This window comes from Capnocytophaga sp. G1920 (genome assembly GCF_051417515.1).
In genome coordinates, this window is record NZ_JBPRKH010000009.1 from 26100 (window position 1) to 50844 (window position 24745).

11 protein-coding genes and 1 pseudogene are annotated in these 24745 nt (G+C 41.9%); 10 read left to right on the forward strand and 2 right to left on the reverse strand.

Annotated elements, in window-relative coordinates; all coding sequences use genetic code 11:
* Positions 1-805: 805 nt before the first annotated feature.
* The 5 genes from ACSQ7D_RS06590 (at position 806) to bglX (ending at position 11147) form a co-directional block, all read left to right on the forward strand.
* On the forward strand, positions 806-3820 hold the full coding sequence (locus tag ACSQ7D_RS06590; RefSeq protein WP_437135713.1) for a SusC/RagA family TonB-linked outer membrane protein: 3015 nt from the start codon (positions 806-808) through the stop codon (positions 3818-3820).
* 15 nt (positions 3821-3835) lie between these two features.
* The gene (locus ACSQ7D_RS06595; RefSeq protein ID WP_437135714.1) at positions 3836-5317 is read left to right on the forward strand and encodes a RagB/SusD family nutrient uptake outer membrane protein; all 1482 of its coding nucleotides are present in this window, start codon (positions 3836-3838) and stop codon (positions 5315-5317) included.
* 32 nt (positions 5318-5349) lie between these two features.
* Positions 5350-6894, forward strand: coding sequence for a PKD domain-containing protein (locus ACSQ7D_RS06600; RefSeq protein WP_437135715.1), 1545 nt, complete (start codon positions 5350-5352; stop codon positions 6892-6894).
* 209 nt (positions 6895-7103) lie between these two features.
* Positions 7104-8747, forward strand: a complete 1644-nt coding sequence (locus tag ACSQ7D_RS06605) for a family 16 glycosylhydrolase (protein ID WP_437135716.1) — start codon at positions 7104-7106, stop codon at positions 8745-8747.
* Between the two features lie 114 nt (positions 8748-8861).
* A complete protein-coding gene (gene bglX / locus ACSQ7D_RS06610; RefSeq protein ID WP_437135717.1) occupies positions 8862-11147 on the forward strand; it encodes a beta-glucosidase BglX in 2286 nt (761 codons plus the stop codon).
* A gap of 75 nt (positions 11148-11222) precedes the next feature.
* On the opposite strand, the gene ACSQ7D_RS06615 is transcribed toward bglX, so the two are convergent.
* Positions 11223-12908 (reverse strand): glutamine--tRNA ligase/YqeY domain fusion protein, encoded by a 1686-nt coding sequence (locus ACSQ7D_RS06615; protein ID WP_437135718.1) that lies wholly within the window; start codon positions 12906-12908, stop codon positions 11223-11225.
* 85 nt (positions 12909-12993) lie between these two features.
* Positions 12994-13132, reverse strand: a pseudogene (locus ACSQ7D_RS06620) (LuxR C-terminal-related transcriptional regulator); the annotation flags it as partial.
* Between the two features lie 63 nt (positions 13133-13195).
* On the opposite strand from ACSQ7D_RS06620, the gene ACSQ7D_RS06625 reads away from it, so the two are divergent.
* The 5 genes from ACSQ7D_RS06625 (at position 13196) to pheT (ending at position 24301) form a co-directional block, all read left to right on the forward strand.
* Entirely contained in the window at positions 13196-13852 is a 657-nt protein-coding gene (locus ACSQ7D_RS06625; RefSeq protein ID WP_437135719.1) for a carbonic anhydrase, read from the forward strand.
* A gap of 1167 nt (positions 13853-15019) precedes the next feature.
* Positions 15020-18136, forward strand: a complete 3117-nt coding sequence (locus tag ACSQ7D_RS06630; protein ID WP_437135720.1) for a SusC/RagA family TonB-linked outer membrane protein — start codon at positions 15020-15022, stop codon at positions 18134-18136.
* A gap of 12 nt (positions 18137-18148) precedes the next feature.
* Positions 18149-20140, forward strand: coding sequence for a RagB/SusD family nutrient uptake outer membrane protein (locus ACSQ7D_RS06635; RefSeq protein WP_437135721.1), 1992 nt, complete (start codon positions 18149-18151; stop codon positions 20138-20140).
* Positions 20141-20781: 641 nt separating this feature from the next.
* Positions 20782-21696: an SPFH domain-containing protein gene (locus ACSQ7D_RS06640; protein ID WP_015782334.1), complete on the forward strand. Its 915-nt coding sequence runs from the start codon at positions 20782-20784 to the stop codon at positions 21694-21696.
* Positions 21697-21868: 172 nt separating this feature from the next.
* Positions 21869-24301, forward strand: a complete 2433-nt coding sequence (gene pheT, locus ACSQ7D_RS06645; protein WP_437135722.1) for a phenylalanine--tRNA ligase subunit beta — start codon at positions 21869-21871, stop codon at positions 24299-24301.
* Positions 24302-24745 lie beyond the last annotated feature (444 nt).

The following is a 24745-nucleotide window of genomic DNA, read 5'->3' on the forward strand; positions in this document are numbered from 1 at the left end:
TAAATTGATTTTCTTAAAAAAATATATACATTACCTATACAACACCTCTTTTTAAGAGGTGTTTTTTATTTGTTGTTACCTTTACATCGATTTTTTGCATATAAGTTTAAATGTAAGATTTACAATGGTTTGTTTTGTAATTCTCGTTAATAGTAACTATACATTTACGTTAAAAATATTCCTTGTATATTTTTTGTATAGGTAAAATATTTTGTGTGTTGAATAATTGCGTTTATCTTTGTTGCGTGATTGAAAGAGAAATAAAAGAAAGAGAAGGTAATACCGAGTTAATACCAGAAATGTCAATAATATTGATTAAAAGTATAAAATTAGTGAAGGATTAAAGTTTGGGCTAAGTCAGGGACAGTAAGTAGTATTATTAGTTATGTAGTTTTAGAGGCTTTGACAAAGTTGGGAGGCAAAACCAACTGAAAAAGGTGATTTGTTATTTTGAAATTAAGGCTGTAATTTATCCTTTTTGAGATAAAACTTATCAAAAGTTACCACGGGGAATGGAAGAACGAAAGCGCACGAAAATTATTCTTAACTTTATCTAAAAAAGAGACGGATTTTTACTAGATGAATGATGGACTTAGCTTATAGAGAGCTTATAGGAAGCTTATACGAATCTTGGACGATTGGTATAGAAAGGGTGTATAAATAGTTGATTAATAATACAATACAACGATACCAGTAATATCAGTAATAGGTAATGAGGCGAAAGTAAAGGAAAGAAAAGAGCAAGTTAGAAACAGTTTAAACCTAATATAATACATTAACATACCATTTAAAAAGAGCAATTCAGATGAAAGTATTTATTTTACCAATGTTGCTATTTTTATGTACGAGTTTGGCAGTGGCACAAACTTATAACATAAAAGGAAATGTGAAAGAAGCTCCTAACAGTCCGATGATGGGGGTTTCGGTGGTTGTAAAAGGCACTACCCACGGGGTCTCTACCGATTTCGAAGGGAATTTTGCCTTAGACAATGTGAAGAGAGGTCAGGTTCTGGTGTTTTCGTATGTGGGTTACATCACTCAAGAAATCACTGTGAACAATGGCAATGCGCTGAACGTTACCTTGAAAGAAGATACCCAAACCCTCGGTGAAGTGGTAGTTATCGGGTATGGAACTCAAAAGGTAAAGGACGTAACAGGTTCGGTATCAGTAGTAGATGCTAAAACCATTACCGAACTAAAGCCTGTGGATGCGGCTACTGCCCTACAAGGTACTACCTCAGGGGTGAGCGTAAACAAGGCTTCGGGCTCACCTGGAGGGAAGATAAACATTCTCATTCGCGGAGTGAGTTCTAACGGTAGCAACGAGCCTTTGGTAATTATCGACGGTTACGAAGGGGCACTGAACAGTATTAATCCCGAGGACATCGAGAGTCTTACTGTACTAAAAGACGCTCAAGCGGCTATCTACGGTATTAAAGGGGCGAATGGAGTAGTACTCGTAACTACTAAGGGTGGACGCAAAAACACACCTTTGGAAGTGAAAATTAGCTCTTATACCGGTATTCAGCAAACTACGAAAAAGTTGGATTATATGAACGCTACCGAGTATGCTGCCTTACTCAACGAGAGTTATGCAGCCAACGGACAGGCGTTGCCTTTTGGCAATTTGGCTTCTTTAGGCAAAGGCATTGATTGGCAAGACGAGGTGTTTAAGAATTCTGTCATTTCAGATATGACAGCTAGTATCTCGGGTGGAGGTGAGAAATTTAGTTATTACTTAGGAGCATCACATCTTACCCAAGACGGTATTGTAGCCCCTGAAAAGTCCAACTTCAAACGTAATAACGTGAAAGTGAGTTTGGGTGCTGATATTACCTCTAAACTCAAAATGAATTTCACAGCTAACTATTATAACAACAAGCGCAAAACCATTGAGGAAAACGGCTTGGGAGCAGTGCTTTTCAACGCTTTGAACTTCTCGCCTACCTACGGTTTGCACGATGAAGATTTAACGGGCTTTTTGGGTAATGAGGTAATTAACCCTTTGGCACAAATAGACAATACCTATAATCAGTACGATGGTAATGGATTAGAGGGAAATTTCCAGTTGAGCTATAATCTCATAGAAGGCTTAGACCTTACTTCACGTATTGGGTTTAAAACGTATAGTGATGAGAAAAAAGATTTTCAACCTCTTAGCTTCTTTGGTACGGGCAAAATCTTCAACCGCAGTCGCAGTACGGTAACTCAGGAAAAGAACGAAACGCACGCTTATACGTGGGAGACTTTTGCTACTTATAACAAAACGCTCTTTCAACATCATAACACCTCACTCACTGTGGGAACTAGTGCGCAACGGAACTGGGGCAGTGGACTCAGCGCTACGGGTTACGATGTGCCTAATAACTCTTGGGATTTTGCTGATATAGGGCTTACTACAGGCACTAACAACAGCAAAACTGATAACTCGTATATGAACGATTCGCGTCTTACCTCTTTCTTTGGTAGATTGCAATACGATTATAAGAGTAAATACTTGCTATCGGCGATGCTTAGGCGTGATGCTTCTTCAGACTTCCCGAAAGACAACCGCGCCGACTTGTTTTCATCAGTAACAGCAGGTTGGAAAGTATCCGATGAAGGCTTCTTGAAAGACAGCAAATGGATAGACTTCCTCAAATTGCGCGGTAGTTACGGTACGCTAGGTAACAATGCCGGTAAAAACCTTTATAAGGCAATTTTAAACGGGGAAGCTGTGTACGTGTTCAACGGACAGATAGTGCGTGGAAAAGCTGTAGGCAAATTGCCCAACCCAAGTGCCAAATGGGAAGTAGCTGAAAAGTTAGACGTTGGTTTTGATTTCAATACCTTGAAGAACCGTTTGTCGTTAGTATTTGATTACTTTATAGAAAACCGCAACGATTTGCTCATTTCTAATTTTCCTGTCTCAGGTATTATAGGAACGGCTGCACCAGGAGCATCAAACCCCACCGTGAACGCTGGTAATACTCAAAATAAGGGCTTTGAGGTAGCCTTAGGTTATAGAAGTGATGTAACTAAACCTTTCTCTTGGGGCTTTAACTACAATATCACCCGTTTGGACGGCAAAGTGGTATCGATTAATGGCGATGTGATTCCAGAAGGAGGAGCTTTCAGTGTGGGTCAGTTAGCACCTGCACGTATGGAAGTGGGTCAACCTATTGGTTACTTCTACGGTTTGCAAGCCGATGGAATCTTCCAAAACCAAGCTGAGGTAGATGCACACCCTTCACAACTCGCCTTAGGAGCTCCTGCCAAACCTGGCGACATCAGGTATAAAGATGTGAATGGCGACGGAGTAATCGATTTTAAAGACCGTACTTATTTGGGTAAACCTACCGCCACTTACTATATGGGCTTGAACCTCAATGCTAAGTATAAAAACTTTGATTTCTCGACCTATATGTATGCTGAGCTCGACAAAGAGATGGTGCGCAACTACGAGCGTTCACAACCTAACGTAAACCGCCATCGTTCCTATCTTGACCGTTGGCGTGGTGAGGGCACCAGCAATAGCGTGCCTCGTGTAACCACAGGCGCAACTACCAATAATTTATTCTCAAGTTTCTTTGTAGAAGACGCCTCATTCTTGCGCGTTCAGAATATACAGTTGGGCTATTCGATTCCTGCATCGGTATTGGAGAGTGTGAAGATGAAAAGCTTCCGCGTGTATTTTTCAGTAAACAACGCCTTTACGTTTACTAAGTACAAAGGTTATGACCCTTCAGCTACCTCTGGTGATGCCATTGGTGGAGGTATTGATTACGGCTTTTACCCACAAGCCCGTCAGTTTATCTTAGGATTTAATACTTCATTCTAAAACCCATACAAACAAATGAAAACGATACATAACATACAGAAATGGACTATAGGGCTAATGCTCCTCGCCTTTGCCCTTGCTTGTTCCGATGATTTTCTCGACAAAACCAAACAGTACGAAATCAATTCGGAGACCTATTTCAATTCAAAGGAAGACTACCAAAATGCGCTGATTGCAGCTTACAATTTGTTACATTCTACGTATATAAATGTATTGATGGGCGAAATTGCCTCCGATAATACCCTTTGCGGAGGTGAAAGTGCTTCCGATGTGCCTGGTTTTCAACAAATAGACCAGATGATTCACACGCCTATCAACAGCCAACTCAAAAACTTGTGGGACTGGATGTTTGCCGGTGTAAACCGCTCGGCTTATATCTTGGAATTCCAAGACAAAACAGCCTTTGAGGGCAAAGAAGTGATTATTGCCGAAGCGCATTTCCTTCACGCTTATTACAATTTTGAGCTCGTGAAATGGTTTGGGGCAATTCCACTCAAAGAAAACAAACGATTTGAGCGTGGCGACGAACAAAAAATACCCCGTTCCCCTGTGAGTGAGGTATATGCTTCTATTGAGAAAGACCTTTTGGCAGCCATTCCTCACTTGCCTACAACACCACCCGACGGACAAGTAGGACGTGCTACTAAAGGCGCCGCTCAAGCCCTCCTCGGCAAGGTGTATTTATACCAAAACAAATTTGCCGAAGCAGCTCAAGTATTAGAAACCGTGATACACAGCAATACCTATTCACTTGTAACTGACTATGCTTCTATCTTCGAAAAAGAAGGTGAAAACGGGGCTGAATCGGTATTCGAGATACAATACACCGATGCTGAAGGTGCTAGTTTTGACTGTTTGCAATGTAGCAAAGGAAATGTAGCGGTAGGGTTTAACAGTATCCGCAACTATAACGGCCCTGTGTTCGATTCTGGCTATAGTTTTAACGTACCTGTACAAGAGGCAGTCGATGCTTTCGAAGCAGGCGACCTTCGCAAAGATGTTGCTATCTTGGATATCGTAGCGTGGGCAGCAGCGAACAACGCTACTTATGCCGAAGGTTACAAACATACAGGCTATTTCAATAGAAAATATATAGCTCGTAAAGGCGACCTCAATAGCCCCGACCAAAACCTTACCAACCCTAATAACTATCGTGCTATTCGCTATGCCGATGTGCTCTTAATGGCTGCCGAAGCGCTCAATCGTGGTAATATCAGCGATGAACGTGCTCGCGACTATCTCAACCAAGTGCGCAAACGTGCCTTTGGCGATGAAAATCACAATATTACGGTTTCGGGTACTGCTCTTACCGAAGCAATATGGAAAGAACGCCGTGTAGAGTTCTTAGGCGAAGGCTTGCGCTTTTTCGACTTAGTCCGCACGGGTAAAGGTACCGAAATACAAGGCTTTACTGCCAATAAAAACGAAGTGTTCCCCGTACCCCACGAAGAAATTCGTTACGCCAATGGCAATTGGCAACAAAACCAAGGATATTAATGACGAACCTCTTACCTCTTATCTAAATTAAAATGAAAGCACTCAAAACCCTAATAGCACTACTGCTCCTCATTGGAATGGTAGCTTGCGAAAAAGATAAGGACGATCTCAGTTTCGTCCAAAATGCCACTCCTCCTACTGATGTCTCAGCTAAATTTCAGGTGAGCACCGATAACACAGGAACAGTAACCATCACACCTTTAGCTACGGGGGTAGCCACCTATAAGGTCTACTTTGGCGATAGCACTGCAACTCCCACTGTGGTAAAAGCAGGTGGTTCGGTAACACACACTTATGCTGAAGGTAGTTACCAAGTGAAAATAGTAGCTGTGAACATCGCTGGCAAGGAGGCCGAAGCGACTTTGCCTTTAGAGGTGTCGTTCCGCGCCCCTGAGAATGTAGAAGTAACTGTGGCTAACGACCAAGCGGTTTCTAAGAAAGTGAATGTAACGGCTAAAGCTAACTTTGCGATTACTTACGATGTGTATTTCGGTGAAAGCGCCGATGAAAAACCGGTGTCTGGCAATATAGGTGAAGTTGTTTCACACATTTATAAGCAAACAGGCACTTATACCCTTACGGTAGAGGTGAAAGGTGCTGGCAAACAAACTACCAAAGTACAAAAATCGGTACGAGTAATTGCCTTGCAACAGCCAACTACTGCGGCTCCTCAACCTCCAATCCGCAAAGCACAAGAGGTCGTTTCGCTTTTCAGCGGACGATATACCAATGTGGCAGGTACCGATTTCAACCCTAATTGGGGGCAAGCCACTGCCTATAATTTCTTTAAGTTGGGCACCGATGAAATCTTGCAATACGCTCACCTCAATTATCAAGGTATCCAATTTGCCCGAGAAATCGACCTATCAGCGATGGAGTTCTTACATTTAGACGTTTGGACTGCCGATGCTACAGCTTTAGATATCTATTTGATTAGCAAAAGCACAGGCGCTGACGGTGAGAAGTTCGTCAAAAAGACCCTCACTGCCGATAAGTGGACAAGCATTGATATTCCGCTAAGCGACTACACCAAACAAGGATTTGTAATCACCGATGTACACCAAATCAAATTAGTAGGACAAGGTACGGTATTTATTGATAACTTGTATTTCTACAAAAAATCGAATACCGTGATAATCGAAAACTTTGAAGGTACAGCTCCCGAATTTACTACCTTTGGCAATATGGCAGATGTGGAAGTAGTAGCCAACCCTAATACTACAGGCAATACTTCTACCAAAGTAGCCAAAATGGTGCGCACCAAAGGTTGTGAAACGTGGGCAGGTGCGTTCTTTACTTCCGAAAGTTTGGATATGAACGCTCATAAAGTCCTTAAATTGAAAGCACTATCACCTAAAACAGGTATTGTTGTAAAAGTGAAATTAGAGGGAGCTACTAGCAATGAAGCAAAAGAAGTAGATGCTCGCATCACCAAAAAGAACACTTGGGAAGAACTTTCTTTTGACTTTACAGGCATTGATACCAGCGCAAAATATACTAAAGTAGTTGTTTTCTTCGACTTTGGTGAAAAAGGCGATGATACCACTTATTACTACGATGAAATAACACTTAACTAACGTCAGTTCGATATAACAGAATATTGATTTACAGATTTGTAACATATATTCACAAAATAATTCACCGTCAGGTGAAAATTCGTGAGATAATAAAAAATAAAGACTTTTATGCACTCCCAATTTCGTGAAAATTCGTGTAATTCGTGAGATAATAAAAAATTGTTAAATAATTACTTACGCCGAACTCTCGTTAACTAAATTGAATAGAAATGAAAACCTTAAATCTTTTAACCCTATTAGTAGCTTTTGTCTTTATAAGTTGTAAAGATAAGCACGAGTTTGGAGACCTTACACCTCCTTCTAATGTAAATGCCTCGTTCAGTATTGTGGGGGCTGATAACACTCATCCTCACGGCGACGGCACGGGTTTGGTGAACTTTGTAGTAACCGCCCAAAATGCCATTTCTTACCGTGTCGATTTTGGCGATGGCAAGACCGAAATGGCTCCCTCTGGTAAAATCCAACACCGCTATACCAAAGTAGGTACGAATAAATTCACAGCGGTAGTAAGTGCTGTAGGTGCAGGAGGCTCTATGAGTTCTGTGTCTTTAGAATTGGAAGTATATAGTTCCTTCTCCGATGCTGAAGCTGAAAATATGCTTGCTGGTAAGAATGTAGGCGATACTAAAACTTGGTATTGGGCTGCCAATGTAGCAGGATATGCAGGCTTAGGACCTCAAGAAAGTGGCGATAATGGCGAATATGGCTACCCCGCTTGGTGGCAAGCAACACCATTTGACCCTACTCGTACTTGTATGTTCGAAAATTCCTTTATCTTCACCCGTACAGCTAATGGTATTACCTATAAACAAACTGCCAACCACGTGTTCATACCAGGAGCTTATGCTGAGGTGTTAGGTGTAGCTAAAGACCAATGTCACGGCACCGATGTAGTACCTACGATTACAGGTGAGAAACAAGTGTCCTTCGTGCCTTCTACTTCCAAAGCCGCTACCCAAGGTAAGTACGACAACAAAGCCTATCGCGGTACAGCTATCGAGCTCTCCAATGGTGGTATGCTCGGTTGGTGGGTAGGAGTAAGCACTTATGATATCATCAGCCTTACCGATACACAACTTGTCGTACGTGTAATGCAACCTAATAGTCAGTTTGCTTGGTATCACATTTTCACTACTACCAAACCTTCCGAAAATAGTTTTACCAACCTCGTATGGTCTGATGAGTTCAATAAAGCGGGCGCCCCCGATGCGACAAAATGGACGTATGATTTAGGCAAAGGTAGCAATGGTTGGGGTAATAACGAGTTGCAAACATACACCAAAGACCCCGAAAATGTGAAAGTTGAAAACGGTGTGCTCAAAATTACTGCCAAAGCCGATGGCAGTGGAGGGTATACTTCTGCACGACTCAAAACTGAAGGTTTGTATGGTTTCAAATACGGCAAAGTGGAAATCAAAGCCAAATTACCTGCTGCCAAAGGTACCTGGCCTGCAATGTGGTTCTTGGGCAATAACTTCGCTACCGAGGGCTGGCCTAAATGTGGCGAAATAGATATGCTCGAACAAAAAGGTAATAAAAAGACCCATATTCTCGGCGCTTGCCATTGGTACGACACCGATAACAACCGTCAGGGTGATTACGACAAAGAAACTGAATTTGCAAACACTTCTGCAGATTTTCATATCTATACGATGACGTGGACAGAAAAAAAGATTATCTTTGCAGTCGATAACAAGAACTATTTCGAAATGGACAACAACGCTAAATTGCCATTCAACCAAAAATTCTTCCTCATTCTAAACGTTGCAATGGGAGGAACACTGGGAGGTCAAGTAGCTAATAATTTCACCGAAGATAGCCTTGAAATCGATTATGTAAGAATTTATCAGTAAATACTATCGCAAACTTTTTACGTAGGGGCATATTGTATACGCCCACGTGATATATCATTTTTGTGTAAATTCGTGAGACTCGTTTTATAGCGAACTCACCTTAAAATAAGTTTTATGAAGAAATTAATCTGTGCTGTTACTGTCTTATTCGCTGTAGTAGCTTGTAACAATTCGTCAAAAACCGACGATAAAACCCCTGTAAAATGGGAGTCCTTCAGTGGCGATAAAAACATCGAACGCAAGGTAGATTCTTTGCTATCGCTGATGACCTTAGAGGAAAAAATAGGACAACTTACTCAGTTTGCCGCTAATTGGGATGTTACAGGCCCCGTAATGTCCGATGACTTTCAGCCTTATCTCGAAAAAGGTCTCGTGGGCAGTGTGTTCAACGCTGTTACCGTGCCTGGGGTGCGCAAAATGCAGGATATTGCTGTCAAAAAAACTCGTTTAGGCATTCCTATCCTCTTTGGTTACGACGTGATTCACGGTTATAAAACCATCTTCCCTATGTCGCTTGCCGAAGCCTGCTCTTGGGATTTAGAACTAATGCGTCAAACCGCTGCCATTGCTGCCGAAGAAGCTGCTGCTGATGGTATCAAATGGACGTTTGCTCCTATGGTAGATATTGCTCGCGATCCGCGCTGGGGGCGTGTGATGGAAGGCGCTGGCGAAGACCCTTTCTTGGGAAGTGAAATTGCTAAAGCTCGCGTACAAGGATTTCAAGGCGGTACCGACTGGCATTCGCTTAGCAAAACCAATACTGTCTTAGCGTGTGTAAAACACTTTGCTGCCTATGGTGCTGCCGAAGCAGGGCGCGACTACAATACTGCCGAGCTCTCTCAGCACACCCTTTGGAATGCCTATCTACCACCTTATAAAGCAGCAATCGATGCAGGAGTGGGCACCGTAATGGCTTCCTTCAACGAGGTGAACGGTATCCCTGCAACTGCCAATCGCTATCTAATGACCGATATCCTTCGCAAGCAATGGGGCTTTAAAGGCTTTGTAGTAACCGATTATACCGGTATTAACGAACTGGTTCCTCACGGTGTTGCGGTTGATAATAAGCACGCTGCCGAGTTAGCAATCAATGCTGGTATTGATATGGATATGACAGGCGCTAACTTTATCAAGCACCTCAAAAAATCAGTCGAAGAGGGTAAGGTAAAAGAAGAGACTATCAACACCGCTGTACGCCGTATCTTGGAAATGAAATTCGTATTGGGCTTATTTGACGACCCTTACAAGTTCCTCGATGAGAATCGCGCAAAAACAACCCTTATGAAACCGGAGTTCTTGCAAGTAGCCCGCACTGCCGTTGCTAAATCGGTAGTATTGCTCAAAAACAACGCCGAGGTATTGCCTATCACTCCCGATATGCCGAAAAAGGTAGCCCTTATAGGCCCTATGATAAAAGATTCTATTAACCAAAATGGCGAATGGCAAGGTCGTGGCGACCGTGAACTCAGCGCTTCTCTTTTCAAAGGATTACAAGAAGTGTATAAAGATAGTAAGGTGCAGTTCAGCTATGCCAAAGGTTGTACCCTTACTGCCACTACTTCTGCCGATATTGCCAAAGCAGTAGCCACCGCACGCACCGCTGATGTAGCAGTGGTAGCCTTAGGTGAAGACTATAACTGGTCTGGTGAATCTGCTTGCCTTACCGATATACGTTTGCGCGCTCCTCAACGCGAATTGCTCCGCGCCCTCAAGCAAGCAGGCAAACCTATAGTGTTATTAGTGTATAGCGGTCGTCCGCTCGACCTTAGTGAAGAGAGTGAATTAGCCGATGCTATTTTGCAAGTGTGGTTCCCTGGTACCCAGTCAGGTTATGGCATCGCCGATGTATTATCAGGTAAGTACAACCCTTCAGGGCGTTTGGTGATGAGTTTCCCTCGTAATGTTGGGCAAGTGCCTATCTATTACAATCACAAGAACACCGGTCGCCCCGTTGACCCTAATAACCCAACAGTTGATTACCGTTCTAAATATGAGGATGCGCCTGTCACACCGCTCTATCCTTTTGGTTACGGATTGAGCTACACTACCTTTAATATTAGTAATGTACAGCTCAGCAGTGCCACACTCAGTAAAGGAGGTAAACTCACCGTTACAGCCCAAGTAGCCAATACCGGCAAGCGCGATGGTGAAATAGTAGTACAGTTATATATTCGCGATTTGGTAGGTAGTGTAACCCGTCCGGTGAAAGAGCTCAAAGGCTTCCAAAAAGTCGCACTCAAAGCCGGCGAAAGCAAACAAGTGCAGTTTGAAATCACCGAAGACCTCTTAGCCTTCTACAACGCCGATTTGAAAAAAGTAACCGAACCCGGCGCTTTCAAACTCTGGGTAGCCCAACACTCCGCCGATAACAGCAACGAAAAAGATTTTGAACTAAAGTAGATTTTTTCCTTTCATTACACGCAAAAAGGATTGCTCTTCTAGGGCAATCCTTTTTTTGTTTTAGTGTATGATGTCTTATTCGCTAATCTTAGCCCACGTATCTTTTAAGCCTACGGTTTTGTTGAACACCAATTTTTCAGGGGTAGTATCGGGGTCTACACTGAAATATCCCAGACGTTGGAACTGTACCGTGTCGCCTGCTTGGGCGGTCTTGAGGCTTGGCTCTACATAGGCAGTTACTATTTTTAGAGAATTGGGGTTGATGTAGTTTAAGAAGCTATCCTCTTGGCGGTCGGGTTCAGCAACGGTAAAGAGGCGGTCGTAGAGGCGCGCTTCGGCTTTCACGGCGTGGGGTATGGACACCCAATGCAATGTGCCTTTTACCTTGCGCATACTCGCTTCGGTACCACTACCGCTACGGCTATCGGGGTCATAAGTACAATGTATTTCGGTAATATTTCCTTGAGCGTTTTTCACTACGCTTTCAGCTTTGATGATATAAGCATTCTTCAAACGTACTTCTCCTCCTAATTTCAATCGGAAATACTTCTTGTCAGCCTCTTCTCTAAAGTCATCTCTCTCGATATAAATTTCTCTACTGAAAGGCACCTTACGATAGGTCATAGGGGTTATCTCAGGATTATTTTCGGCGTCAAGCCATTCTTCTTGTCCCTCGGGATAGTTAGTAATCACCACCTTCACAGGGTCGAGCACTGCCATTACACGGTTAGCTTTTTTATTGAGGTCTTCGCGCACGCAGAATTCCAATAGCGATACATCGATGAGGTTTTCCCGTTTGGCAATACCGATGGTATCAGCGAATTTGCGAATGGCTTCAGGGGTATAACCACGGCGACGTAAGCCTGAGATAGTAGGCATACGGGGGTCGTCCCAGCCAGCAACATAGTTTTCGTTTACCAACTGCAACAGCTTACGTTTACTCACAATCGTATGACTGAGGTTACGGCGGGCAAACTCACGTTGTTTAGGACGGGTACGAGTGTTGTCGTATACCTGGTCTAAAAACCAATCGTATAACTCTCTGTGTGGTAAGAATTCTAATGTACAAAGGGAGTGTGATATTTGTTCGAGGTAGTCGCTCTCTCCGTGTGCCCAGTCGTACATAGGGTAGATATGCCATTTGTCACCTGTGCGGTGGTGTGAAGCGTTCATAATACGGTAGATGATAGGGTCGCGCATTAGCATATTAGGCGATGCCATATCTATCTTGGCGCGGAGTACATACGTGCCATTTTCGAATTCACCGTTTTTCATACGCTCAAAAAGGGCGAGGTTTTCCTCAGGAGAGGTATTGCGATAAGGGCTCTCGGTTCCTGCTACCGTTGGCGTGCCTTTTTGAGTGGCAATCTCTTCTGATGTTTGTTTATCTACATAGGCTTTTCCTTGTTTGATGAGCATTACTGCCCAGTCGTAAAGTTCTTGAAAATAGTCGGAAGCATAGCATTCTTTATCCCATTTGAATCCGAGCCACGCTACATCACGGCGAATCGCATCTACGTATTCTTGTTCTTCCTTAGAAGGGTTAGTATCGTCGAAACGCAAATTTACAGGGGCGTTGTAGCGCAACCCCAATCCAAAGTTAAGGCAGATAGAACTCGCGTGACCGAGGTGCAAGTAGCCATTCGGTTCTGGAGGGAAGCGAAAGCGTAAGGCGCTGGCGGGAAAGCCTGCCTCAAGGTCTTCCTCAATGATATTTTCTATAAAGTTATTAGAGCGTTGTTCTTTTAATTCTTCTGACATCTTTTTTAATGATTAATGATGAATGGTAGATAGTTAATTCTTGTTTTCAAGGTGCAAAGATACAAATAATTTCCTAATTTACTAATTAACCAATTACTCTCATTCTTTTGGCGAAGGCAATAGCTTCCACATTATCAGCGTGTGTTTTCTCTTAGGATATTTTGCCTATAACGGTTTACTGTATGTACACTGATATTCAGCTTTTCGGAGATTTCTCTGCAAAAATTTGTCATTTTCCTAAAAACATCTACCTTTGCCACCTCAGTAGCCACTAATCATTATAACTTATGCCTACTTACAACAAAATATTTGAAAACAATCGTCAATGGGTAAAACGCCGCAAAGAGGGCGACCCTCATTTCTTCGAGAAACTTGCCGAAGACCAGAACCCCGATTACCTCTATATAGGTTGCTCCGACAGTCGTGTAGCTGCCGAAGAGTTAATGGGTGTAGGTCCTGGTAAGGTGTTTGTACACCGCAATATTGCCAATGTAGTAAATACCCTCGATATGAGCTCTACCGCTGTGATACAATACGCCGTAGAACACCTGCAAGTAAAGCATATTGTCGTATGTGGTCATTACGATTGCGGAGGTGTAAAGGCTGCTATGCAAGCTAAAGACTTTGGTCTGTTAAACCCTTGGTTGCGTACCATTCGCGATGTATACCGGTTGCATCAAGCAGAACTCGATGCCATTACTGATGCCGACCAGCGTTACCGTCGTTTGGTAGAACTGAACGTAGAAGAACAGTGTTTCAATGTTACCAAAATGGCAGTTGTGCAAGAAAGTTATCTCAAACACCAATACCCTGCTGTTCACGGTTGGGTATTCGATATTCACACCGGCGAACTCATAGACCTTAACCTCGACTTCGAAGCTTTCCTTCATAAAATCCAAAAGATATACGACCTCACCGGACAAGAATGGTATAAACCCTACTAATTTCACTCAGTAGTCAAAAGTCAAAAGACGTCATATATCAGCTCCAACTATTCTCTGGCTACTTTACAACGAACTTATATTAAATACAATTTCTCTCTAAAGCTTCTTTATAAACAGCTATTCTACCACGTCTATCTTTTCGCTCCCCTAAATCTCTCCGACAGCACCCACCTTTTTAACCTATCTCATAAAACTTTTTAACCGCCTTACCCTCGTCATTTGTCGTTCATTCCTCATTGCCCGTGCGACTGACACCTGCCTGTGTGGTTCACACTTTTCCTTCGCTACATTCCCCCTATTACCTCCGTCATTCGTCATTCGTCCCCCGTCATTACTTCCCTTTTCCGTCATCACATTCCCCATTTGAAGGTAGCCAGCGACAGCTGGATATGTGCCCCGCTAGAGCGGAATATGTGTAAAGAGAGATGTTACACTCGTCATTCGTTATTTGTTACTCGTCCCTACACTCCCTCTCCTTGGGAGAGGGACGGGGTGAGGATTCTCTTTTCTTTCGCCTCGAAACCTCGTTTTTGGCATTTTTAGCCTTGTTGTATTATGTTGTGAATCAACTATTTATATACCCTTCCTATACCAATCGTCCAAGATTCGTATAAGCTTCCTATAAGCTCTCTATAAGCTAACCCCACCCATCTTACAGCCTTTTTTCACCAAAACCCCTCTCATCTCTCTTCCGTTCTTCTCCGTTTCCTTCCGAAAGCTCTTAATAGTACCAACACATCGTTTTTTCATCTCAAACTTTGGCAAAGTTTTAAACTTTGCCAAAGTTGAATAAACTAATAATATTTACTCCTTTACTCATTTCCAAATTCCTTCATTTTCTAATTTGCTAATTTTCTCCGCCCGTCGTGCTACGACCTCACACTCGCCTGTGTGGCTCACACTTTCTTCCTTTTTCTTTTGAAAAGTGTTAAAATTAACAATAATACACTTTCTTTTATTTTCTCCTTATCTATTGTAATTCATATGATTATCCCCTCTATTTAGCGAAGTATATAAAATTATTTAAAAATATTAGCTATAATTATTTGGTAGATATAATAAATAGTGCTACTTTTACGCCGTAAATTTCATTTAATAGCCAAACTTATGAAAGAAAAGTATTTAACATTTGTTATGTTTGTGTTAGGTTGCTTTTTAACAACTCTTATGGCACAAACCATCTCAGTAAAAGGTAAAGTTACTGACGATAAAAAAACGCCTTTACCCGGTGTTTCCGTAGTGGTTAAAGGCTCTACGCACGGTACATCTACTGATTTTGACGGTAATTACCAAATCCAAGCCAAAGCAGGCGATGTGCTTGAGTTTAGCTTTGTAGGGTTTACTACCCAAACTAAAAAAGTTGTAGGGGGTGGCAATTCTTATACAGTTAATGTACAGCTAAAAGAAGATACCCAGCAACTCAGCGAAGTAGTAGTGGTGGGGTTTGGTACCCAAAAGAAAGTAAACCTTACGGGTTCTGTCAGTTCTGTCGACTCTAAAACTATCGAAGCACGTCCCGTAGCTACCGTCACTGAGGCTTTGCAAGGTATTGTTCCGGGGCTGAACATCTCCACTTCTACCGCTGGAGGTCAGCTCGATGCTACCAAAAGTTTTAACATTCGTGGAGCAGGTACCATTGGCGATGGCTCTAATGCAAGTCCGCTAGTGCTCATCGATGGTATGGAAGGTGATATGAATGCCCTCAACCCTAATGATATCGAGAATATTTCAGTGCTTAAAGATGCAGCAGCTGCTTCTATCTATGGTTCAAGAGCTCCGTTTGGGGTAATCCTCATAACTACTAAAAAAGGAAAATCTGGTAAAGTAATAGTAAACTATACTTCTAATTTGCGTGCTGATTCTCCTATCATTCGCCCTAAAATGGTCGATTCTTACTCTTGGGCTACTTACTTTAACGACGCCGATGTAGGCGGTACGCAATTCCAAGATTGGAAACTTCAACAAATAAAAGACTTTCAAGAAGGAAAGATTACCAAATCAATGTTCGAAAACTCTTCTGGTAAATGGGAAGCTTGGGACGCTCACGACTTGCTCCCTATTGCAAATACCAACTGGATTGAAGAACACTACAAGAAAGCTTATTATTCTTATGAACACAACCTCAGTGTAAGTGGCGGTAGTGATAAAAACCAGTATTACATCTCTGCTAACTACTTAAACCGCGATGGACTTTTCCGTTATGCTTCCGAAGACTTCGACCGCTATACCCTTACAGGTAAAATAAACGCTAAAATTAATGACAAACTCTCCATAGGTTATAGTTCTCGGTTAGTGCGCCAGAATTACGAAGCCCCTTCCTACCTTACCCACAATGCCGTATTCTTCCACGATATCATTCGTTATTGGCCTATTATCCCTCTCAAAGACCCAAATGGCAATTATACTCGTGAAAGTAAAGTGCCATACCTGAGAGAGGGTGGTAAACAAAAATCTGAGAAGGATTGGTTGTATTCTCAACTCACTGCCAATTACAAAATCACTGATAAATGGGACGTGGTAGCTGAGTTTAACTACCGTATCTATACAGAGTTCAATCACACCGACCATCTTACTACTTATGCTAAAGATGTGAAAAATCAACCTTATATTGTAGATAACGAGACTTCTTCTATATATGAATATGCTAAGAAAGAAAACTTCTTAAACCCTAACGTATTCACAAATTATCACATCAATTTAGAAAGTGGTCATAACTTTAAGCTTATGGCGGGCTTCCAGTCCGAACTTCTAAAGAGTAGAGATTTATCAGGCGATAAAAAGAATGTGATTACCCCTTTAACTCCTACCCTAAATACCGCTTCTGGTAAAGAAGTGACCAAAGGAGGCTATAGCCATTGGGCTACCTTAGGTTTCTTTGGTCGTATCAACTACGATTACCAAGGTAAATATTTGTTAGAGGTAAATGGTCGTTATGATGGTACTTCTCGCTTCTTGCGCAATCAACGTTGGAGCTTCTTCCCTTCTTTCTCTGCCGGTTGGAACGTAGCTCAAGAAAACTTCTGGGAACCCTATCGCGACTATGTGAGTACCTTCAAGATTAGAGGCTCTTGGGGTGAATTGGGTAACCAAAATACCAAAAACTGGTATCCTCTTTATACTATAATAGATTACAAAACCAATGAAGGTAAGTGGATTTTAGGAGAATCTCGCCCTAATATTGCTGGTATACCTGCACTTATCAGTACTACTTACGGCTGGGAAACCGTACGTTCTTGGAATGCAGGTCTCGATGTAACCGCTCTTAAAAATCGTTTGAACTTCACGTTCGATTACTTTGTCCGTGCCACTTACGGTATGATAGGACCTGCTCCCGAGCTACCTCAAACCCTTGGTGCAGCAGTCCCTAAAACTAATAACTCCGATATGGAAAGCCGTGGTTTTGAAGTAATGCTCAGCTGGAAAGACAAAATCGGTGAAGACTTTCGCTATGGTCTTACCTTTACCCTTGCCGACTCTCGTCAGAAAATCCTTAAATACCCTAACCCTTCTAAGAGTTTAGGTGACAAAAGAGATAATTGGTACGAGGGTCGTTATGATGGTGATATCTGGGGATATACCACCAAAGGAATCGCCAAAACACAAGCCGAAATGGACGCTCATTTAGCTAAGGTAAACCAAAGCCAGTTAGGAAGTAACTGGAGTGCGGGCGATATTATGTACGAAGACCTTAATGGCGACGGTAAAATATCTAACGGTAAAAACACTGTCGATGACTCCGGCGACCTTTCTATTATAGGTAACAAAACCCCTCGATATAACTATGGTATAACCCTCGATGCCTCTTACAAAGGATTCGACTTCCGTCTCTTCTTGCAAGGGGTAGGCAAACGCGACTTTGCCACCAGTGGTTCTTACTTCTGGGGGGCAAGTGGCGGTAAGTGGCAAACCGTAGTCTTTAAAGAACATTTGGACTATTTCCGCGATGACCCTAATCACCCATTAGGACAAAATCTCGACTCTTACTATCCTCGTCCCGACTGGGGTTCTGGTAGAAACCGCCATACACAAACCCGCTATTTGCAAAATGCCGCTTATCTAAGGGTGAAAAACATACAGCTCGGATATACGATCCCCCAAGAAGTAAGTGAGAAAATAGGCATTAGTAACTTACGTGTCTATATTTCAGGTGAAAATATCCTCACCTTTACCAAGCTCAGTAAACTTTACGACCCCGAAATGTTAGGTATCGGTTATGGCGACGAAGGTGCTAAAACTTATCCTATCTCAAAAACTTGGGCAATTGGTTTAAATATAACTCTTTAATTTTAGTAAACTATGAAAAGATATTTAAAATATATAGCTTTATCAGCAGGAGTATTGCTCACCTCTTGCGATAAGTTCTTAGATAGAGAGCCTTTGGATAAAGTAACCCCCGATAACTTCTTTAATACCGAAAGCGACTTACTCTCTTATGCTATCAACCTCTATCCCGATGTAAGTTTCTCTACTATTCCACCAGGACAATACGGGCTTTCCGTCTTCAAATCGGACGATGCAACCGATAATCAAGTTGCCCCAGCTGGTAATGCTCGATTCTTACCCGGTGAATGGCGTGTGCCTAGTACTAGTAAAGAATGGAATTTCGAGTCTATCAGAAAATGCAACTACTTCTTTGAGAAAGTACTTCCTAAATACGAAGCCAATGAAATTAAAGGAAGCCCCGCTAATATTAAGCAGTGTATAGGAGAAGTCTATGCGCTCAGAGCACAAATTTATTTCGTAAGACTCCAAAACTTTGGCGACTTCCCCATCATTACTGAAGTATTGCCCGACGAGAACGCTATCTTAACTGAGCAAAGCAAGCGCCGTCCTCAAAATGAGGTAGCCCGCTTTATCCTTTCCGATTTAGACAAAGCCATCGCCTTGCTCAGCGAAAGTACCCCTAATGGCAAAAATCGCATCAATCTCAATGCTGCTTATCTCCTCAAGTCTCGTGTAGCACTTTACGAAGGTACTTGGCTTAAATACCACAAAGGTACTGCCCAAGTGCCAGGAGGAGCTGGCTGGCCTGGTGCTCAAGCAAGCTATTTGAGTAACTTCAGTATCAATATCGATGATGAAATTAAGTTCTTCCTTACCGAAGCCAAAAACGCTGCTAAAGTAGTCGCCGATAAGATGGTAAATAACCTTGCCCCTAACTCTGGCGTGCGTGTAGCTCGCGATGCCAGTATGGCTATTAAGAATCGCTATTTTATGATGTTTGCCGATGATAATATGGAATCTTATGACGAGGTTATCTTCTGGCGTAAATATTCTAAAACTGAACAAACGCATAATATCCAAATGGAATTAGCTCGTAACGGAGGTGGCTCTGGCTATACCAAAGGACTCGTAGACTCTTACCTAATGAAAAACGGCTTGCCCATCTATGCATCAGGATCAGGCTATTTAGGCGATGAGACTCTTTTCAATACAATAGAAAAACGCGACGACCGCTTGCGCCTCTTCACTAAGTTAGATAACGACACCTTGTATTACCACGAAGGGACTCCTGTAAAAGCCCCTGTACCCGAAATCCTTAATCCTGCCGAAACCCTTGCTACCACAGGCTATCGTGTGAAAAAAGGATTGAACTATTCAGAAGCCGATGCCACTACTCACGACCACGGTATTACAGGCTCTATTGTTTTTCGTGGTGCCGAAGCTTTACTCAACTATATGGAAGCTCAATATCTCCTCGATGGTACCCTCGACGGCTCTTCTCAAACCTATTGGCGCGCTCTTAGAACACGTGCTAACGTAGATCCCGATTTCCAAAAAACCATCAATGCTACCGATATGGAGAAAGAAAAACTTGGCGACTGGGGGGCTTACTCCGCAGGAACTCTGGTGAATACAACGCTTTACAATATCCGTCGCGAACGTCGTAACGAGTTTATTGCCGAGGGTATGCGTTGGGCTGACCTAAAACGTTGGCGTTCTATGGAACAGATTAAAAACACTCCTTATATTGTCGAAGGATTCAAAATTTGGGGAACTATGAAAGATTGGTATAAAAACCAAGATGGCACTTCCAAATTAGTAGTAAGCGACACCGATAAAGGAAATGTAAACCCACAATCCAACAGCGTCTACTTGCGTCCTTACCAACGCAATAAAGTGAACAATCTTTATTACGATGGTTATAAGTGGAATGACGCTCATTATTTCGAGCCTATACCTATGGACGCCTTCCGTCTTACTTCTCAAAATCAAGCCAATTTAGATGGTTCGGTAATCTATCAAAATCCAGGCTGGAGCAAAGTAGCCGGCGAAAGTCTAAAATAACATCTTTCATAACATAATTTTTATTGCTTAAATAGGAAAAGCTACCTTTGAGGGGTAGCTTTTTCTGTTTTATAGCTATTTGCTATAAACTTTTTCATCGCCCCACCTTTCGTCACTCATCATTCGTCCCCCGTCATTACTTCTCCTTTCCGTCACTACATTCCCCCTCATTGAGGGGGCTAGGGGGAGGTTATCTCCTATTGCCTATGGCCTAAGGCCTAATGCCTTTTCTCTTTCTTTCGCCTCGAAACCCCGTTTTTAACATTTTTAGCGTTGTTGTATTATAGTATGAATCAACAACTTATACACCCTTTCTATACCAATCGTCCAAGATTCGTATAAGCTTCCTATAAGCTCTCTATAAGCTAACTCCACCCTCCTTACAGCCTTTTTTCATCAAAACCCCTCTCAACTCCCTTCCGAACTTTTCCGTTTCCTTCCGAACCCCTCAACGCTTCCCCATTTGCTAATTTCCTCATTCTCTCATTCTCTAATTTTCTAATTCTCTCATTTTCTAATTTTCTAATTTCCTCATTTTCTTTAAATTATTTTAAACTCAAAATTCTGTACTCATCTTTCTTGCACAATTCAAAAAAAGAAAGTACATTTGTAGCCGTTAATAACCCATAAAATTTCACATTATGCCCTATTTATTTTACATTTTATTCTTTTTTGTATTAGTATTTTTGCTATCTACTTTCTTCACCGTGCGCCAACAAACCGCCGTGTCAGTAGAACGTTTCGGTAAATTCGAAAGCATTCGTCATTCGGGTTTACAAATGAAAATACCTATCATCGATAAAGTAGCCGCTCGCATCAGCCTCAAAATCCAACAGCTCGATGTGATTGTCGAAACCAAAACTTTGGACGATGTATTCGTCAAAATCAAAGTATCAGTACAGTTCGTGGTGATTAAAGAAAAAGTATACGATGCCATTTACAAGCTCGAATACCCACACGACCAGATTACCAGCTATGTATTCGACGTAGTCCGCGCCGAAGTTCCTAAGATGAAACTCGACGATGTATTCGTTAAGAAAGACGATATCGCCATCGCCGTAAAACGCGAAGTACAAGAATCAATGGAAACTTACGGTTACGACATCATCAAAACCTTAGTAACCGATATCGACCCCGATGCCCAAGTGAAAGCCGCAATGAACCGTATCAATGCCGCCGAACGCGAAAAAGTAGCTGCTCAATACGAAGGTGATGCACAACGCATCCTCATCGTCGAAAAAGCAAAAGCAGAAGCCGAAAGCAAACGTTTGCAAGGTCAAGGTATCGCCGACCAGCGTCGTGAAATTGCTCGCGGATTGGTAGAGAGTGTAGACGTATTGCATAAAGTAGGTATCAGCTCGCAAGAAGCTTCAGCGCTTATTGTAGTTACTCAACACTACGATACCTTGCAAGCCGTAGGTCAGCAAACCAATAGTAATCTTATCCTACTTCCTAACTCACCCGAAGCAGGTAGTGAGATGCTCAACAATATGATTACCTCCTTCACCGCTTCAGCTCAAGTAACCGAAACCTTGAAGAAGAAGAAAAACGACTAACTCACTGTTAAATAATATAGATTTTAAAAGCTATTCATTTTTTTTGAATAGCTTTTTTTGTGGTTATTGCTAAAATTACTACTTTTGCACTCTGTAATAACTTTTTGCGGTATACATATTGGTATACACTTTGCCAAAGTAACGCTTGATTGAAGATTGGAAAAAAACAACTATGAAAATATCATATAACTGGTTAAAACAATATTTGAAGTTAGAAATGCCTGCTGAAGATACAGCGGTCATCCTTACTGATTTAGGCTTAGAAGTAGAAGGGATTGAACACTTCGAAAGCGTAAAAGGGGGACTCAAAGGCGTAGTGGTAGGTCACGTACTCGAATGCGAAAAACACCCTAACGCCGATAAACTTAAAATCACCAAAGTAGACGTAGGGGGCGAAGCTCCTTTGCAAATCGTTTGTGGAGCTCCTAACGTAGCACAAGGGCAGAAAGTACTTGTAGCTACTATTGGTACAGTACTCTACGACAAAGAAGGTAAGCCTTTCGAAATTAAAAAAGGTAAAATTCGTGGCGAAGAGAGTTACGGTATGATTTGTGCTGAAGACGAACTCGGCTTAGGCGAAGGTCACGATGGCATTATGGTGCTCGACAGTAAATGGGAAGTAGGTACCCCTGCCAGTAAGGTGTTTGAGGTAGAAACCGACGAGGTATTCGAAATAGGACTGACTCCTAACCGCGCCGATGCAATGAGCCACTACGGTGTAGCACGCGACTTACGTGCAGGCTTGATGCAAAAAGGTATTTCATTAGAGCTCATCACCCCTTCTATTACAAAATTTCACGTCGATAACCGTTCACTTAAAATGGATATAGAGGTACAGAACAAAAAACTCGTACCTCGCTATACCGGTGTTACCATTAGCAATGTACGCGTAGACGAATCGCCTGAATGGTTACAAAACAAACTCAAAGCCATAGGCATTACTCCTAAGAACAACGTAGTAGATGCTACAAACTACGTACTGCACGGAATGGGACAACCTATTCACGCTTTTGATGCCGACCATATTATTGGTCGCAAGGTGATTGTAAAGAATGCCGACGAAGGTACGAAGTTTAAAACCCTCGACGGAGTAGAACGCACCCTCAACGCTGAAGACATTATGATTTGTGATGCCGAAAAACCTCTCTGTATAGCAGGGGTATTAGGTGGTGAAAACTCAGGTATCACTCATTTTACTCGCAATGTATTTTTAGAAAGTGCTTATTTCGATGCTGTATCGGTGCGCAAAACAGCCAAACGCCACGGCATCAATACCGATGCTTCTTATCGCTTTGAGCGCGGTATTAATATAGAAGATTGTAAATACGCCCTAATGTATGCCGCAGTACTGATTGAAAATATTGCAGGAGGGGTTATATCATCCGATGTGATAGATTTTTATCCTAAAAAGCAAGAAGATTTTCAGGTATTTCTTACTTTTGAGAAAATAGATAAACTTATCGGTCAGAAGATTTCACGCGATACGATTAAGGCTATCTTACACTCTTTAGATATCAAAGTAAATTCCTTTACCGAACGTGGGTTAGGTTTGTCAGTCCCTTCGTACCGCGTAGATGTACAGCGTGAAGCCGATGTGATAGAGGAAATCCTTCGTATCTATGGTTACAACAATGTCATTTTCTCTGAAAAGCTAAATGCTACAATGGCGTATTCTAACAAATACGACGACCACAATATACAAAATGTGGTAGCCGACCAGTTGGTAGCGCAAGGCTTCTTTGAGATAATGACCAACAGTCTTGTTTCAGAAAAAGAGATTACTACTTATGCCGGAAATCCAGAGCAAGCAGTAAAGCTCCTCAATCCTTTGAGTAGCGATTTGGGCTATATGCGTAAAAATCTAGTGTTTTCAGGCTTAGAAGTGATTGCTTATAATAACAATCGCAAACGCTCCGATTTGAAGTTGTTCGAGTTTGGCAAGAACTATCACTATATCGATGGTAATTATACTGAAAACAAGCATTTGGTGTTGTATCTCACAGGTAATACCCAACCTGAGTATTGGGGCGCTCCCGCTCAAAAAACCTCTTTCTTTGAGCTTAAAGGAGTGGTAGAATCTCTCTTCGAACGTCTCGGCTTGAAGGAAATCACTATTTTACCTTTAGAAGCTAACGACACGTTGAGTAGTGAAGGGTTCCGTTGGCAAATAGGGGAGACCCTTTTAGGAACGATAGGAGTAGTAAAAAGCAAAGTGCTTAAAGATTTCGATATCAAACAAGAGGTGCTTGTAGCTGATTTGCATTGGGAAGTGATTTTAGAACAAGTACAAGACCATAAAGTGGTATATAAGGAAATATCTAAATACCCCGAAGTACGTCGTGACTTAGCTCTTTTGCTCGATGAGAAAGTAACCTTCGCCGATCTTTACGAAAAGGCATATGCTACCGAGAAAAACCTCTTAAAACACGTAAATCTTTTTGATGTATACCAAGGCGACAAACTACCCGAAGGCAAGAAGAGCTATGCCCTCAGTTTTGTACTTCAAGACAACAATAAAACTCTTACCGATAAACAAATCGACAAAACGATGCAACGCCTCCAAGATGCTTTTGAAAAACAATTTGGCGCAGCATTAAGAGAGTAAAAAATAAATTTAGAACAAAAATAAGACGGCGTAAAAAAGCCGTCTTATTTTGTTATGCTCCTTAGTCTTATTTTGTTATGCTCCTTAATAGTGTTTAGTTCTCAAATTAAGACTATTGTTATAGAACAAAATTAGAATTATTTTGTGATATTTGTAACAAAACACAACTTTTTCATAACTACTTATATTACACTAATTTCTAAAACTCAATCTCGTTAAAATATTGGTAATCAACAATAATATAGTGTCTACACCTCTTGTTTCTCATCTCCTATCTCTTATCTCTTATCTCTTATTTATCACCTCTTATCTATCAGAGACTTTTGCAGTTTTAAAAAATAGTTGTACTTTTGCACCCGCTTTGGATATTAAGTCCAAACCTCTAATGCCTATGGACTAATGTCTATGGACTGACAACAAGTAAACAAATAAACAAATATATAG